This is a genomic window from Actinomycetospora sp. ABD4_176 (assembly GCF_056311855.1).
This window is the reverse complement of the sequence record NZ_CM149974.1, coordinates 4,243,633-4,259,636: the sequence shown is the minus strand read 5'-3', so window position 1 is coordinate 4,259,636 and position 16,004 is coordinate 4,243,633. Positions and strand designations below refer to the sequence as shown.

The window sequence follows — 16,004 nt, the reverse complement described above, 5'->3', positions numbered from 1 at the left end:
ACGGGTCGCGGTGTGCCGGTAGGTTCGGTGGCCGTGACGAGCCCCGTGACGCCCGCGGTGGACCAGGACTTCCTCGCGCTGCCCCGCGCGGCGCTCGCCGACGCCGCGCTCGACGCCGCCCGCCGCGGCGGCGCGCAGCACGCGGACCTGCGCGTGCACCGCCTGCGCAACCAGCACCTCGAGCTGCGCGACGGCCGCGTGGTCGTCGCCGCGGACCGGGAGACGGTGGGCCTCGCGGTGCGGGTGCTGCGCGACGGGGTGTGGGGGTTCGCCGCCCACGTCGACCTGACGCCGGACACCGCCGCCGCCACGGCCCGCCGGGCCCTCGAGGTCGCGACCACGCTCGCCGCCCTCGCCACCGAGCGCGTGACGCTCGCCGACGAACCGGTGCACCCCGACGCCGCCTGGGTCTCGCCCTACGACCTCGACCCGTGGCAGGTCGACGTCGCCGACAAGATCGCCCTGCTCACCGAGCGCTCCACCGCCCTGCTCGCCGCCCCGGGCGTCGACCACGTCGCGGCGAGCTGCGTGCAGGTCAAGGAGCAGACCTTCTACGCCGACACCGCCGGCACGCGCACGACCCAGCAGCGGGTCCGGGTCGACCCCGACGTCACGATCACCACCGTCGACCGCGCGGGCGGCGGCTTCGAGACCCTGCGCACGCTCGCGCCCCCGGCCGGACGCGGCTGGGAGTACCTCACCGGCACCGGGTGGGACTGGGACGCCGAGCTCGCCGAGCTCCCGGAGCTGCTCGCCGAGAAGGTCCGGGCACCGAGCGTCGAGGCGGGCCCCACCGACCTCGTCATCGACCCCACCAACCTGTGGCTGGTCATCCACGAGTCGATCGGGCACGCCACCGAGTACGACCGCGCGATCGGCTACGAGGCCGCCTACGCCGGCACGAGCTTCGCCACCCCCGACCGGCTCGGGACCCTGCGCTACGGCAGCGACGTCCTCACCGTCACCGGCGACCGCACGGTCCCCCACGGCCTGGCGAGCGTCGGCTACGACGACGACGGCGTCGCCGCGCAGGACTTCGACCTCGTCCGCGACGGCGTGCTCGTCCGCTACCAGGTCGACCGGTCGTTCGCCTCGCGGCTGGGCCTGGACCGCTCCAACGGCTGCGCCTACGCCGACTCCGCCGAGCACGTGCCGCTGCAGCGGATGGCGAACGTGTCGCTGCGCGCCGACCCGGACACCGACCGGCCCACCGCGGCGCTCGTCGACGGCGTCGAGGACGGGATCTACGTCGTCGGGGACCGCTCCTGGTCGATCGACATGCAGCGCTACAACTTCCAGTTCACCGGCCAACGGTTCCACCGCATCCGCGGGGGGAAGCTCGTCGGGCAGGTCCGCGACGTGGCGTACCAGGCGACGACGACGGACTTCTGGGGCTCGCTCGAGGCCGTCGGCGGGCGCTCGACGTGGCGGCTCGGCGGGGCCTTCAACTGCGGCAAGGCACAGCCCGGCCAGGTCGCGCCTGTGAGCCACGGGTGCCCGTCGGCGCTGTTCCGGCAGGTCACCGTCCTGAACACGGGGAGCGGGTCGTGAGCGCGCCCGGGTCCGCGCTGGTGGAGCGCGCGCTGGCGATCGCCGCGCGGCAGGTGCCCGACGCGGGCGCCGTGGCGCTGGTGCGCGAGGTGTCCGAGGCCGTCGTGCGCTGGGCGAACTCGACGCTGACGACCAACGGGCAGACCGTCGAGCGCCGCCTGTCGGTGGTCGTGCTGGTGCCGCTCGAGGGCGGCACGGGCGCGGGCGTGGCGACGGTGCCCGCCCCGACCGCGCTTGCCGCGGGGCCCGAGGGCGACGCGGTGCTCGAGGAGGCCGTCGCCGGCGCGGTGGCGGCCGCACGTCGCGCCGGGCCCGCCCGCGACGCGGCGCCGCTGCCCGCGCCGGAGGACGCCCAGGGCGCCGACTGGGACGACGGCGCCGGCGAGACGTCGATGGCCGTGTTCGCCCGGCTCGCGGACGAGCTCGGGGCGTCGTTCCGACCCGACGAGGCGTCGTTCGGGTTCGCCGAGCACCGCGTGACGACCTCCTGGCTCGGGACGTCGGCGGGCGTACGGCGCCGATGGGTCGAGCCGGACGGGTCGGTCGAGCTCAACCTCAAGGACCCCGCGACCGGCACGTCGGTGTGGGGCGGCGAGGGCGCACTCGACGTCGCGGACGTCGACGTCACCGCCCTCGTCGCGCGGCTGCGCGACCGGCTGCCCTGGGGTCGGCGTCGGATCGAGCTCCCCGCCGGGCGCTACGAGACGCTCCTGCCGCCGTCGGCGGTGTCCGACCTGATGATCTACCTCGCCTGGTCGATGGGCGGGCGCCCGGCGCAGGAGGGCCGTTCGGCGTTCTCCCGTGCGGGCGGCACGCGGGTCGGCGAGCGTCTCGGCACGCTGCCGCTGACCCTCGCCGGCGACCCGGCCGCTCCCGGCTTCGGAGACCTCGCCTACACCCCGGTGCTCGCGACGACCTCCTCCGGCGACGAGGTCTCGGTGTTCGACAACGGGGCCACCACGGGACGGGTCGAGTGGGTGCGCGACGGCACCGTGGCGACGCTCGCCTACCCGCGCGCCGCGGCCGCCGAGTACGACGCCCCCTTCGCCGCGCCCACCGACAACCTCGTGCTCACCGGCGGCGAGGACGCGACGCTCGAGGAGATGGTCGCCTCCACCGAGCGCGGGCTGCTGCTGACGTGCCTCTGGTACATCCGCGAGGTCGACCCGACGACGCTGCTGCTCACGGGCCTGACCCGCGACGGCGTCTACCTCGTGGAGAACGGCGAGATCGCCGGCGAGGTCAACAACTTCCGCTTCAACGAGTCGCCGCTGGACCTCCTGCGCCGCGCCACCGAGGCCGGCGCCACCGAGCGGACCCTGCCGCGCGAGTGGAAGGACTGGTTCACCCGCGCCGCCATGCCCCCGCTCCGCGTCCCCGACTACCACATGACCTCGGTCTCGCCCGGCCGCTGACCGGTGTGAGCACTTTCCGGTCCTATAGGACCGGAAAGTGCGCACATCCCGGGAAGGCGCACACTGGACGGCGTGGTCCGGTCGCTGATGCCCTATCGGCGTACTCCCCTGTCCTCCGCGCCGCAGGAGGCGTGGGAGTCCGAGGTCGACGTCCGGGGTGACGTCAACGCGCTGGCGACGCTCGTCGCCGAGGGCGGGGCGCTGGTGCTCACCGGCGCCGGCATCTCCACCGACTCCGGCATCCCCGACTACCGCGGCCCGACGAGCGCGGCGCGCCGCCACGCCCCGATGACCTACGACGCGTTCGTCGGCGACCCCGTCGCCCGGCACCGCTACTGGGCGCGCAGCCACGTCGGCTGGCCCCAGATCGCCGGCGCGCGCCCCAACGCGGGCCACCGGGCGGTCGCGTCCCTGCAGCGCGCCGGCCTGCTGCACGGCGTCATCACCCAGAACGTCGACGGCCTGCACCAGGCGGCGGGCGCCCGCGACGTCGTCGAGCTGCACGGCGCGCTCGACCGCGTCGTCTGCCTCGGCTGCCGCGCCGCCCCCGGTCGCACGGAGGTCCAGCAGCGCCTGACCGCACTGAACCCCGGCTTCGGTGCGCCCGCCTCGGCGATCAACCCCGACGGGGACGCGGAGCTCCCGGACGCCGAGCTCGACCGCTTCACCATGGCCGCCTGCCCGGCCTGCGGCGACGGTCCGCTCAAGCCCGACGTCGTCTTCTTCGGTGAATCCGTGCCCCGCCCGCGCGTCGAGCACTGCTTCGGGCTGGTCGAGGGCGCACGCTCCCTGGTGGTCCTCGGGTCGTCGCTGACGGTGATGTCGGGCCTGCGCTTCGTGCACGCCGCGACGCGACGCGGGCTGCCGGTGGCGGTCGTCACGGCCGGTCCGAGCCGCGCCGACACGGTCGCGACCGTCCGGCTCACCGACCGCCTCGGTGAGGTCCTCCCGGCCGTGCTCGACACCCTGGGTTTGCCGGATCGGGCCTGAATCGTTCAGCTTGATCGTGGAAGTGAGGCCCCCGACAGCAGTCGGCGGTGTCGCGCGGAAGAAGTCTCGTTAACGTCGTACACCCCGACGGACGAGTCAGCGGGGCACGAGGCCGTGCTCCGCGGTTCGTCCGTTCCCGAGGCGACCGGGGCCGCTTCGCGGTCGCGGCGTTCCGGCGAGCGAGCGACCGAGGAGACGCATGACTGCTGTTCCGACCATCCAAGGACTCGAGAACCCGCCGATCCGACGCCGCGAGGTGCTCGACTGGGTCGCGGAGGTCGCCGAGCTGACCACCCCCGACCGGGTGGTGTGGTGCGACGGGTCCCAGGACGAGTGGGACCGGCTGACCAAGGAGCTCGTCGAGGCCGGCACGTACGTCCAGCTCGACCCGGCCAAGAAGCCGAACTCGTTCTACGCCGCCTCCGACCCCGACGACGTCGCGCGGGTCGAGGAGCGCACCTTCATCTGCTCGGTCGACCCGGCCGACGCGGGGGTCACCAACAACTGGATGGACCCGGCCGAGATGAAGGCCACCATGACCGAGCTGTACCGGGGGTGCATGCGCGGTCGGACGATGTACGTCATCCCGTTCTGCATGGGCCCGACGACCGCCGAGCGCCCGATGCTGGGCGTCGAGATCAGCGACTCGGCCTACGTCGTCACCTCGATGCACATCATGACGCGCATGGGTCCCGAGGTGGCGCGGCTCCTCGACGGCGACACCGACTGGGTGCCCGCGCTGCACTCCGTCGGCGCCCCGCTCGAGCCCGGCCAGCAGGACGTGAAGTGGCCGTGCAACGAGACGAAGTACATCACCCACTTCCCCGAGGAGCGCACCATCTGGAGCTACGGCTCCGGCTACGGCGGCAACGCCCTGCTCGGCAAGAAGTGCTACTCGCTGCGCATCGCGTCGGCGATGGCCCGTGACGAGGGCTGGCTCGCCGAGCACATGCTGATCCTCAAGCTGATCAGCCCCGAGGAGAAGGTCTACTACGTCGCGGCGGCGTTCCCGAGCGCCTGCGGCAAGACCAACCTCGCGATGCTCGAGCCGACGATCCCGGGCTGGAAGGTCGAGACGCTCGGCGACGACATCGCCTGGATGCGCTTCGGTGGCGACGGCCGCCTCTACGCGGTCAACCCGGAGGCGGGCTTCTTCGGCGTCGCGCCGGGCACGAACTGGAAGACCAACCCGAACGCGATGCGCACCATCGAGCGCGGGAACTCCCTGTTCACCAACGTCGCGCTGACCGACGACAAGGACATCTGGTGGGAGGGCATGGAGGGGCAGCCCGACCACGCCACCTCCTGGAAGGGCAAGGACTGGACGCCGTCCAACGGCGACGCCGGTGAGCCCGCCGCCCACCCGAACTCGCGGTACTGCACGCCGATGAGCCAGTGCCCGATCCTCGCGCCCGAGTGGGAGGACCCCAACGGCGTGCCGATCTCGGCGATCCTCTTCGGGGGCCGCCGCAAGACGACGATCCCGCTCGTCAACGAGTCCTTCGACTGGCAGCACGGCACCTTCATGGGCGCCACGCTCTCGTCGGAGAAGACGGCGGCCGCCGCCGGCGCCGTCGGCCAGGTCCGCCGTGACCCGATGGCCATGATCCCGTTCATCGGCTACAACGTCGGCGACTACTTCCAGCACTGGATCGACGTGGGCAAGGGCGCGGACGCCGACAAGCTGCCGCGCATCTTCTACGTCAACTGGTTCCGCCGCGGCGACGACGGCCGCTTCCTGTGGCCCGGGTTCGGCGAGAACGGCCGCGTCCTCAAGTGGATCATCCAGCGGCTCGAGGGCAAGGCCGCGGCCACCGAGACGCCGATCGGCCACGTGCCCACCGCCGACCAGATCGACCTGGACGGGGTGTCCGAGCCGTTCGAGGACATCGAGGCGTCGCTGAAGGTCGACCTCGACGAGTGGAAGGCGGAGATCCCGCTCATCGAGGAGTGGTTCGACTCGATCGGCGACAAGCTCCCGACGTCCATGCGCGACGAGCTCGAGGCGCTCAAGCAGCGCCTCGGCGTCGCGTAGCACCGCACACCACCCGCACACCGCAACGCCCCCGTCGCTCTCCGGAGCGGCGGGGGCGTCGTGCGTCACGCGCCTCCGTGATCGCACTTCACGCGGACTTCACGCCGGGCTACCATCGCTCGGCTCTGCGTGAGCAGCCTTGACGAGGAGGTCAGCGATGACGACGTCCGCCCCGCCACCCGGGGAGTCCACGCCCGCGGAGGACACGCCCCCGCCGCCCACGGGCTGGACCGACGTGCGCTTCCGCTGGGTGAACCTCCTGCTCCTCGTCCCGCTGATCTCGATCCTGCCGTTCCTGTTCAACAGCGAGGAGCCGACGCTCGGCGGGATGCCGTTCTTCTACTGGTCCCAGCTGCTCGTCATCCCGATCGGCATCCTCTGCACGCTCGCGGTCCACCGCCTGACCCGCCACGTCGACGAGGAGGGCCAGCAGTGAACGGCGCGCAGACCGTCGAGCTGGTCATCTTCACGCTGCTGTTCGTCGCGGTCGCCGTCATGGGCTTCCTCGCGAGCCGGTGGCGCCGGGCGGCCGACCTCGAGCACCTCGACGAGTGGGGCCTGGGCGGGCGCAAGTTCGGCTCGTGGGTCACGTGGTTCCTGCTGGGCGGTGACCTCTACACCGCCTACACCTTCGTCGCGGTGCCGGCGCTGCTCTTCTCGTCCGGCGCGCTCGGCTTCTTCGCGGTGCCCTACACGATCATCGCGTTCCCGCTGGTCATGCTGCCGCTGCTGCGCCTGTGGTCGGTCTCGCGCGTGCACGGCTACGTCACGCCCGCCGACTTCGTCCGGGGCCGTTACGACTCCCCGGTGCTCGCGCTGCTCGTGGCGATCACCGGCATCGTCGCGACGATGCCCTACATCGCCCTGCAGCTCGCCGGGCTCGAGGCGGTGCTGCGCACCATCGGTCTCAACGGCGCCGGGTTCTGGGGCCACGCCCCGCTCTTCGTCGCCTTCGTCGTGCTGGCCGCCTACACCTACCAGTCGGGTCTGCGGGCGCCCGCGCTGATCGCGGTCGTCAAGGACCTGCTGATCTACATCGTCATCCTCGTCGCGATCATCTACCTGCCGCTGAAGCTCGGCGGCTGGGGCGCGATCTTCGACGCGGGACAGGCCAAGCTCTCCCAGCCCTCGCCGACCACCGGGCAGCCCTCGGGCTCGATCCTGCTGACGGGGAACAACCAGCTCCAGTACGCGACGCTCGCCCTCGGCAGCGCGCTGGCGCTGTTCCTCTACCCGCACTCGGTGACCGGGGTGCTCTCCAGCCAGAGCCGCGCCACGATCCGCCGGAACATGGCCGCGCTTCCGGCCTACTCGTTCCTGCTGGCGCTCCTGGCCCTGCTCGGCTACGTCGCGATCGCCGCCGGGGTCACGCCGCTCGTCAACGGCTCCACGGGCCGGGCGGACTCGAACACGATCGTCCCGGTCCTGTTCGACACCCAGTTCCCGGCGTGGTTCGCGGGCGTCGCGTTCGCCGCGATCGGCATCGGGGCGCTCGTCCCCGCCGCGATCATGTCGATCGCCGCCGCGAACCTGTGGACCCGCAACATCTACAAGGAGTTCCTCCGCCGCGACGCCAGCCCGCGCGACGAGGCCCGCCAGGCCAAGCTCGCGTCGCTGGTGGTCAAGGTCGGCGCGGTGCTGTTCATCGTCGCCATCGACCCGCAGTTCGCCATCGACCTCCAGCTCATCGGCGGCGTGATCATCCTGATGACGCTGCCGGCCGTCGCGATCGCGCTCTACACCCGCTGGTTCCACCGCTGGGCGCTGGTGGCCGGCTGGGCCGCGGGCATGGCGTGGGGGATGTACCTGCTCTACCAGATCCCCAACCCGGCCAACGGCAAGCAGCACTTCGGCGGCTCGGCGCTCGCGCTGGACAAGCTGTCGTTCTTCGGGTGGGCGCCCTGGGACGGCTCGCGGGTGCAGATCTACGTCGGGTTCGTGGCGCTGATCCTCAACCTGCTCGTGGCCGCGGTGGTGACCCTGGTGCTGCGGGCGACGGGGACGGCCGAGGGCCGCGACCACACACAGATCGCGGACTACCACGCGACGCGCGTCCCGGAGTCGACGGCGCCGGACACCGTCTCGAGCGTCTGATCGGGACATACTCCGTCGGCATGACCCGCGCGGCCGGCCTCGTCGACGTCTCCCCCTCGCTGGCCGCCGCCCTCGGCGTCGCGGGGTTCGCGGACACGCTCGGTGTCGGCGAGGCGCGCGGGGTGGCGCTGCTGCTCGTCGACGGGCTGGGGGCCGACCTGCTCGACGCCCACGCCGACCGCGCGCCGGCGCTGGCCGAGCTCGCCGCGCGCGGGCGCACGCTGGTGGCCGGCTTCCCGGCGACGACGGCGGTCAGCGTCACGACGCTGGGCACCGGGCTGCCGTCGGGCGAGCACGGCATCGTCGGCTACAGCATGGGCGTGCCGCCGCTCGACGACCCGGGCGCTCCGGCGGACGTCGTGCTCAACACGCTGCGCTGGTGCGCCCACGGCGCCGCCGACCCCGTCGACCTGCGCGCCGCGCTCCCACCCGAGCAGGTGCAGGGCGCGCCGACCGTGCTGCAGCGTGCGGCGCGGGCGGGCGTCGCGGTCACGACCGTGGCGCCGGAGATCCAGCGGCGCTCGGGGCTGACGCGCGCGGCGCTGCGGGGCGGACGCTTCCGCGGGGTGTCGGCGCTGGGCGACCTCGGGGCCGAGGTGCTCGACGCCCTGCACACCGACGCCGCCGACGAGCGGACCTTCGTCTACGCCTACCACGGCGACCTCGACATGATCGGGCACGCGCACGGCCCGGGGAGCCGCCCGTGGTGCCTGCAGCTCGCGGTGGTCGACCGGCTGGTCGCCGCGATCGCGGAGGACCTGCCGCCCGACACCGTCCTCGCCGTCGTCGCCGACCACGGGATGGTCGGCACCGACGCCGGCTGGCGCGTCGACGTCGACACCACCCCCGCACTGCTGCGCGGCGTCCGGCGGCTGGCCGGCGAGGCCCGTGTGCGGCACGTGTTCGCCGCCGACGGGGCCCAGGGCGACGTCGTCGCGGCGTGGCGCGCGGAGCTCGGCGAGGCCGCGTGGGTGCGCACGCGGGACGAGGCGATCGCCGAGGGCTGGTTCGGCGGCACGGTCACCGACACCGCCCGAGGCCGCATCGGCGACGTGGTCGCCGCCGCGCGGGGGAACTGGACACTGGTGCGCTCGCGCATCGAGCCGATGGAGACCGCGCTGGTCGGGCACCACGGCTCGCTCACCGACGCCGAGCAGCGCGTGCCGCTCCTGCTCGCCCACGCGTAGCCCCATGTCAGCACTTTCCACGCCCATCGCCGTGGAAAGTGCTCACGTGGCCAGGGGTAGGCGCGCCCGGACCCGGCCGCCGTCGGGGGTGGTGCCGGCCTCGAGGGTGCCGCCGAGCTGGGCCAGGCGCTCGCGCATCGACGTCAGCCCGACGCCCGGGGTCCAGGGCGCGCCGGGGTCGCCGTCGTCGACGACCAGCAGCTCGAGCGCGCCCGGCGCCCGGCGCACCGCCACCGTCGCGTGGCGCGCCCCCGCGTGGCGCACGACGTTGAGCACCGCCTCGGACACCACCCGGTACGCCGCGACCTCGACCGCCGCGGGCAGGGTCCCGACGGCGTCCGCCTCGACCGTCACGGTCGGCCCGGCGTCGTGGGCGACCCGCTCGGTCTGCTGGCGGACCGCGGCGACGAGGCCGAGCTGGTCGAGCACCGGGGGGCGCAGGTCGTGGACCAGCCGCCGGACCTCCGCGATCGCGCCGGCGACGTCCTCGCGCAGCGCGGCGAGCAGCTCCCCCGAGCGGTCGGGGCGGTCGTCGAGCACGTTGCGCGCGGCGTCGGCGGTGTAGGCGACGCCCGCGAGCACCGGCCCGAGCCCGTCGTGCAGGTCCCGGCGCAACCGCCGGCGCTCCTCCTCCGCGGTCAGGACCACGAGCCGGCGCGACTCCTGCAGCTCCTCGGCGAGCCGGGCGCTCTGCAGGGCGCGGGCGAGCGGGCCGGCGACGAGCCGCAGTACGGCGTCGGTGGCCCGCGGCAGCTCCCGGTGGTGCTCGGGCAGGCCGACGACGAGGTCGCCGACGTGCTCCTCGCCGGCCTGCAGCGGGATCGTCGTCACCGTCCCGACCGGATCCCCGGACCGCGCGACGACCTCGCCGTCGCGCCGCAGCGCCACCGACGGCAGGTCGACCGCGACGCGCAGCGCCTCGAGCCACTGCTGGGGCCCACCGCCGCGGCGCAGCTCGTCCCCCAGCGACGACACCACCCCGACCGGGTCCGGGCGTCCGCCGAACAGGACCTGGTCGAGGGTCTCCCGCACCCGCACCAGCGCCGGGTGGAACCCGGCCGCGACCACGACACAGACCACCGACGCGACCGCGCGCGACGGCGGCCGGCCGGCCACGACCTCGAGCACCGCCAGCGTGCCGGCGAACACGCCCAGGGCCAGGTCGACCATGACGATCACGACCGCGACGCCCGAGATCGCCCGACGGACGTCGGCGACCCGCGGCGCCACCAGCGCCACCACGAGCGCGGCGGGCACCGCCAGCCCGCACAGCAGCGCCACCGTGACCAGCGCAGTCGCCGCGGCCGTACCTGCGAACTGCTCGGCGGCGAAGAGCAGGTGACCGGCGACCACCACCGCCGCGCCGGCCCCGAGCAGCACCCACAGCACGCGCTCGCGCTCCAGGTCCCGGGCGCGCTCGAACCGCACCCACAGCGCCCCCGCCAGCGCGGTGCACAGCAGCACCGACGCCGGGATGCCGACCGGCTCGACCGGCGCGACGACGATCGCGACGCCGCAGAGCCCGGCGGCCAGCGCCGCGCCGCGCTCCACGACGCCCTCCAGCCGCCCGCTCGGCAGACTGAGCACGAGGGCGGGCACGAGCAGCGCCAGCACCACGGCCAGCGCCCGCTGCTCGACCGCGCGCCACGCCGGGTCGCGGTCGGCGACGCTCTCGAGCACCGCGAGGACGAGCAGCGACGCGCCGACGGTCGTCGTCCACCCCGCCGGGCCGCGGGCAGCACCCCCGCGCCGCACCACCGCCGCCGCGACCAGCCCGCCCGCGCCGAGCACCAGCGCCCCGACCGTCCACGCGGCGCCGGGCCCCGACACCGGCGGGCGCGCCGCGACCGCGCCGACCGCGGCGACGACGGCCGCGCCGGCGGCGACCTCGCCGCGGGTCGGGCGCCCGGTCACCCCGCCCCCAGGCCGCCCCGCCGGGCCGCCGCGACGGCCTCCGCACGGGTCTCGACGCCGAGCTTCGCGAGGATCGCCGACACGTGGTTGCCGACCGTCTTCGCCGCGAGCCCCAGCTCCTCCGCGATCGCGTGGTTGCGTCGGCCCCGGGCCATCGCGTCGAGGACGTCGCGCTCGCGCGGGGTGAGCTCCGGGAACGGGGCGGCGGGCGGGGGCGCCGCGAGCCGCGCGACCACGTGGGCCGCCGCCGCGGGCGCCACGATCATCTCGCCGGCGACGACGGCGTGGACCGCCCGGCGGATCTCCTCCTGGTCGGCGCCCTTGAGGAGGTAGCCGCGGGCGCCCGCGCGCAGGGCGGCCAGCACCGTCTCGTCGTCGTCGTGCATGGTCAGCACGAGGACCGCGACGCGCGGGTTCGTCGCGGCGATCCGACGGCTGGACTCGACGCCGTCGACGTCCGGCATCTGCACGTCCATGAGCACGACGTCCGGGGCGAGCAGCTGGGCCTCGCGCACCGCCTCGCGCCCCGTGGCCGCCTGCCCGACCACCGCGATCCCGTCGACGGAGTCGAGCAGGGCCGCGAGCCCGCGGCGCACCACCGGGTGGTCGTCGGCGAGGACGACCCGGATCGGCGGTGTGGTGACCACGTCGAGGAGCGTGACACTTCGTGCTCGCGCTGTCGTGGTCGGCGGCGTCCTGGTTCACCCGGGAAGATGCCCGGATCGGCCGGGACGCGGGCCGTTGTCACCACACGTGTCCACCAAGCACGCTCACGGACGCCACGTCAGGCACTCATCCCAGGGGGCAGGCCCGCCATGAGCACACTCACCACCCGCGCCAAGGTCGGCTTCTGGCTGGCGTCCGCGCTCGCCCTCGTCGACGTGGTCGCCCTGCTCACACCGTCACCACCCGGCGGCGACGGTCCACCCCTCGAGGTGCTGGTCTTCAGCACGGTGATGGGTGTGGTGACGCTCGCCGGCGCCGGATGGTTCGCGCGGACGGGGCGGCGCGCCGGGCTCCGGATCATGGCCGTCTCGCGGATCCTCTCGGGCCTCACGGCGCTCCCGGCGTTCTTCGTGACCGGCGTGCCGCCGCTGTTCGTCGCCTGGGGCGCAGCCACCGTCGTCCTGACGATCGTCGCCGTCGTGCTGCTGATGGGCCGCGCCCGCCCCCGCGTCGGCGCCGACGCGTGAGAACGAGGGACGCCCTCGCTGCGTGGGGAGCAGCGAGGGCGTCCCTCGCTGCGCGGCCGGGCACAGCGCGCGCGCCTAGACTCGCGCGGCGATGAGCGAGATGCCGCCCGACCCCTCCGCCCCCGCACCCGGCGCCGCGACGCCCGGCCAGGCCCCGGTCGACGAGGGGGTCCGCGAGCTGGCGACGCGGGTGTTCGGCTTCGCCCGCGAGGGCGATGCGGCATCGCTGGCGTCCTACGTCGACGCCGGCGTGCCGGTGAACCTCACCAATGAGAACGGCGACACGCTCGTCATGCTCGCGGCGTACCACGGGCACGCCGACGCGGTGTCCGTGCTGGTCGAGCGGGGCGCGGACGTCGACCGCCTCAACGACCGCGGCCAGTCCCCGATCGCCGGCGCGGTGTTCAAGGGCGAGGAGGCCGTCGTCCGCGTGCTCGTCGCCGCCGGGGCCGACCCGCGCGCGGGCCACCCCACCGCCGTCGACTCCGCGGTGATGTTCGAGCGCGAGGACCTGCTGGCGATCCTCAGAGCGCCGTGAGGATGTCCTCCACGCGGGCCCGGGCGTCGCCGAAGATCATCGAGGTGTTCTCGCGGAAGAACAGCGGGTTCTGCACGCCGGCGTAGCCCACGGCCATCGACCGCTTGAACACCACGACGTCCTTGGCCTCCCACACGCGCAGCACCGGCATCCCCGCGATGGGGCTCGCCGGGTCCTCCATCGCGGCCGGGTTCACGGTGTCGTTGGCGCCGATGACGAGCACGACCGACGTCGACGCCAGGTCGTCGTTGACCTCGTCCATCTCGAGCACGATGTCGTAGGGGACCTTCGCCTCGGCGAGCAGCACGTTCATGTGCCCGGGCAGGCGCCCGGCCACGGGGTGGATGCCGAAGCGGACCTCGACGCCGCGGTCGGACAGCCGGCGGGTGAGGTCGGCGACGGGGTACTGCGCCTGCGCGACCGCCATGCCGTAACCCGGCACGATGACCACCGACGAGGCGTCGCGGAGCATCGCCGCGACCTCCTCGGCGGTGACCTCGCGGTGCTCGCCCTCGACGGCCGCCGCCGTCCCGGACTCGACGCCGAAGCCGCCGGCGATGACCGACAGGAACGAGCGGTTCATCGCCTGGCACATGACGTAGGACAGATACGCACCCGACGACCCGACGAGCGCGCCGGTGACGATGAGCAGCGTGTTGTCGAGCAGGAAGCCCGACGCCGCCGCGGCCCAGCCCGAGTAGCTGTTGAGCATCGACACGACGACCGGCATGTCCCCGCCGCCGATCGAGGCGACGAGGTGCCAGCCCAGCGCCAGCGCCACCGCGGTGATCGCGATCATCAGGCCCAGCGACGGCGCCACGGTGAACCCGACGGTCAGGGCCGCGAACGCCACGAGCGCGCCCAGGTTGAGCGCGTTCTTGCCCGGCAGCGTCAGCGGGGCGGACGGCAGGCGCCCGGAGAGCTTCCCGTACGCGACGAGCGAGCCGGTGAACGTCACCGCGCCGATGAACACCCCGATGCCGACCTCGACGGAGTGGATGCCCAGGAGCTCGGGCGCCACCGTGGTCTGGGCCGGTCCAACGGCCTCGACCTCGAGGTAGCCGTTCCACCCGACGAGCACCGCGGCCAGGCCGACGAAGCTGTGCAGCAGGGCGATGAGCTCGGGCATCCCGGTCATCTCCACGACCCGGGCGCGCCAGAGCCCGACGGCGCCGCCGACGACCATGGCCACGGCGAGCAGCGCGACCGCCCCGGCGGACACCGACTCGGCCACCATCACCACGGTCGCGACGAGGGCGACCGCCATGCCGGCGATGCCGTACGCGACGCCCGAGCGCGCGGTCTCGTGCCGCGACAGCCCGGCGAGGCTCATGACGGTGAGCAGGGCCGCGACCACGTAGGCCGCGGTCGCGGCAGCTCCGGCGCTCACTGGGCGGGTCCCTTCGTGAACATGGCGAGCATCCGGCGCGTCACCGCGAACCCGCCGACGATGTTGATGCTGGCCAGCAGCACCGCGACGAACGCGAGCACCGACACCACGACGCCGTGCTGCCCGAACTGCAGCAGCGCGCCGACCACGACCACCCCGGAGATCGCGTTGGTCACCGACATCAGCGGCGTGTGCAGCGCGTGGTGGACCTTGCCGATGACGTAGTAGCCGATCACCACGGCCAGCACGAACACCGTGAGGTTGGTGGCGAGCTCGGCCGGCGCGAACGCGGTCGCCACGAACAGCAGCGCGAACCCGACGGCCACCAGCGCGTAGCGCCGGGCGGGCGAGACCGGCCGCTTCGGCTCGACGACCGGCGTCGACGCGACCGGCTCCACCGGCACGCCCCCGGCCGCGGGGGCCGCCGACACCGGGATCGGCGGGGGCGGCCAGAGCACGTCGCCGTGGTGGGTCACGGTCATCGAGCGGATGACGACGTCCTCGAGATCGAGGACCAGCTGCCCGTCCTTCTGCGGGACGAGCAGCTTGAGCAGGTTGACGAGGTTGGTGCCGTAGAGCTGCGAGGCCTGGGTGGGCAGGCGGGCGGCGAGGTCGGTGTCGCCGACGATCGTCACGCCGTTGCCCGTGACGACGACCTCGCCGGGCACCGAGCCCTCGACGTTGCCGCCCTGCCCCGCCGCCATGTCCACGATCACGCTGCCCGGCTTCATCAGCGCGACGTCCTCGGCGGTGAGCAGCCGCGGCGCGGGGCGGCCGGGGATCAGCGCGGTGGTGACGACGACGTCGACGTCGGCGGCCTGCTCGGTGTAGATCTCCGCGGCGCGCGCGTCGTAGGCGGCGGAGGTGGCGCGGGCGTAGCCGTCGGCGCTCGCCTCCTGGTCCACCTCGACGGCGAGGAACTCCCCGCCCAGCGAGCGGACCTGCTCGGCGACCTCGGGGCGCGGGTCGGTCGCCCGCACGACGGCGCCGAGGCTCGACGCGGCGCCGATCGCCGCGAGCCCGGCGACGCCCGCGCCCGCGACCAGCACCTTCGCCGGCGGCACCTTGCCCGCCGCGGTGACCTGCCCGGTGAAGAACCGCCCGAAGCGGTGCGCGGCCTCGACCACCGCGCGGTAGCCGGCGATGTTCGCCATCGAGGACAGGACGTCGAGCGACTGGGCGCGCGAGATGCGGGGGACGGCGTCGGTGGCGAGCACCGTCAGCCCGCGCGCGGCGAGGTCCTCGAGGAGCTCCGGGTTCCGCGCCGGACCGACCATCGCGACGAGCGTGGTGCCCGGCGCCATCCGGTCGAGGTCCGCCGCCGCCGGCGGGCGCAGCGCCAGCACCACGTCCGCCGACCACGGGTCGCCGAGCTCGGCGCCGGCGGCCGCGTAGGCGTCGTCGGGGAAGCTCGCGCGTTCCCCCGCGCCCGGCTCGACGACGACCGTCGCGCCCAGGTCCACCATCCCGACCACCGTGGCCGGGGTCGCCGCCACCCGGGTCTCGTGCTCCCCGGCCTCCCGGGGCACACCGATGCGCACCGTCGTGCTCCCTACGTCCCACCACCGGCCTCGTCGCCGGACGATCGCCGCATCCTCGTCGCCACGACGAACGCGGTAGAGGTGACCTTAATCTCCTCGGCGGAGCGCGCTGCGCAGGACGTCCCGGATCAGGACACGGGCCGGAACACACGTCCC

Annotated in this window: 13 protein-coding genes; 9 read left to right on the top strand and 4 right to left on the bottom strand. The window is 74.3% G+C overall.

Annotation, left to right across the window (positions count from 1 at the left end; translation table 11 throughout):
* The first annotated feature begins 33 nt into the window (after positions 1-33).
* The 7 genes from ACYX4T_RS20590 (at position 34) to ACYX4T_RS20560 (ending at position 9,272) form a co-directional block, all read left to right on the top strand.
* Complete coding sequence (locus ACYX4T_RS20590; RefSeq protein ID WP_476011135.1) at positions 34-1,551, top strand: TldD/PmbA family protein; 1,518 nt, start codon at positions 34-36, stop codon at positions 1,549-1,551.
* Positions 1,548-2,966 (top strand): metallopeptidase TldD-related protein, encoded by a 1,419-nt coding sequence (locus ACYX4T_RS20585; protein WP_476011134.1) that lies wholly within the window; start codon positions 1,548-1,550, stop codon positions 2,964-2,966. The genes ACYX4T_RS20590 and ACYX4T_RS20585 overlap by 4 nt, the downstream gene beginning before the upstream one ends.
* 108 nt (positions 2,967-3,074) lie before the next feature.
* A complete protein-coding gene (locus ACYX4T_RS20580) occupies positions 3,075-3,956 on the top strand; it encodes an NAD-dependent protein deacetylase (RefSeq protein ID WP_476015324.1) in 882 nt (293 codons plus the stop codon).
* A gap of 199 nt (positions 3,957-4,155) precedes the next feature.
* On the top strand, positions 4,156-5,991 hold the full coding sequence (locus ACYX4T_RS20575; RefSeq protein ID WP_476011133.1) for a phosphoenolpyruvate carboxykinase (GTP): 1,836 nt from the start codon (positions 4,156-4,158) through the stop codon (positions 5,989-5,991).
* Positions 5,992-6,148: 157 nt separating this feature from the next.
* Positions 6,149-6,427: a DUF3311 domain-containing protein gene (locus tag ACYX4T_RS20570; RefSeq protein WP_476011132.1), complete on the top strand. Its 279-nt coding sequence runs from the start codon at positions 6,149-6,151 to the stop codon at positions 6,425-6,427.
* On the top strand, positions 6,424-8,085 hold the full coding sequence (gene mctP / locus ACYX4T_RS20565; protein ID WP_476011131.1) for a monocarboxylate uptake permease MctP: 1,662 nt from the start codon (positions 6,424-6,426) through the stop codon (positions 8,083-8,085). The genes ACYX4T_RS20570 and mctP overlap by 4 nt, the downstream gene beginning before the upstream one ends.
* Before the next feature lie 20 nt (positions 8,086-8,105).
* Positions 8,106-9,272, top strand: coding sequence for an alkaline phosphatase family protein (locus tag ACYX4T_RS20560; protein ID WP_476011130.1), 1,167 nt, complete (start codon positions 8,106-8,108; stop codon positions 9,270-9,272).
* Positions 9,273-9,314: 42 nt separating this feature from the next.
* Here ACYX4T_RS20560 and ACYX4T_RS20555 read toward each other — a convergent pair whose 3' ends face one another.
* Positions 9,315-11,186 carry a sensor histidine kinase gene (locus ACYX4T_RS20555; RefSeq protein ID WP_476011129.1) on the bottom strand — a complete coding sequence of 624 codons (1,872 nt, stop codon included), beginning with the start codon at positions 11,184-11,186 and terminating at the stop codon, positions 9,315-9,317.
* On the bottom strand, positions 11,183-11,833 hold the full coding sequence (locus tag ACYX4T_RS20550; RefSeq protein ID WP_476011128.1) for a response regulator transcription factor: 651 nt from the start codon (positions 11,831-11,833) through the stop codon (positions 11,183-11,185). Before ACYX4T_RS20550 ends, ACYX4T_RS20555 begins: the two co-directional genes overlap by 4 nt.
* Before the next feature lie 168 nt (positions 11,834-12,001).
* Between ACYX4T_RS20550 and ACYX4T_RS20545 the strand changes: the two genes are divergently transcribed.
* Together ACYX4T_RS20545 and ACYX4T_RS20540 are read left to right on the top strand one after the other, a co-directional pair.
* Positions 12,002-12,379, top strand: a complete 378-nt coding sequence (locus ACYX4T_RS20545; protein ID WP_476011127.1) for a hypothetical protein — start codon at positions 12,002-12,004, stop codon at positions 12,377-12,379.
* 100 nt (positions 12,380-12,479) lie between these two features.
* Complete coding sequence (locus ACYX4T_RS20540; protein ID WP_476015323.1) at positions 12,480-12,917, top strand: ankyrin repeat domain-containing protein; 438 nt, start codon at positions 12,480-12,482, stop codon at positions 12,915-12,917.
* On the opposite strand, the gene pntB is transcribed toward ACYX4T_RS20540, so the two are convergent.
* Complete coding sequence (gene pntB / locus ACYX4T_RS20535) at positions 12,904-14,307, bottom strand: Re/Si-specific NAD(P)(+) transhydrogenase subunit beta (protein ID WP_476011126.1); 1,404 nt, start codon at positions 14,305-14,307, stop codon at positions 12,904-12,906. The two genes, ACYX4T_RS20540 and pntB, sit on opposite strands and share 14 nt — an antisense overlap.
* Positions 14,304-15,848 (bottom strand): Re/Si-specific NAD(P)(+) transhydrogenase subunit alpha, encoded by a 1,545-nt coding sequence (locus ACYX4T_RS20530; RefSeq protein WP_476011125.1) that lies wholly within the window; start codon positions 15,846-15,848, stop codon positions 14,304-14,306. The genes pntB and ACYX4T_RS20530 overlap by 4 nt, the downstream gene beginning before the upstream one ends.
* Positions 15,849-16,004: the final 156 nt, after the last annotated feature.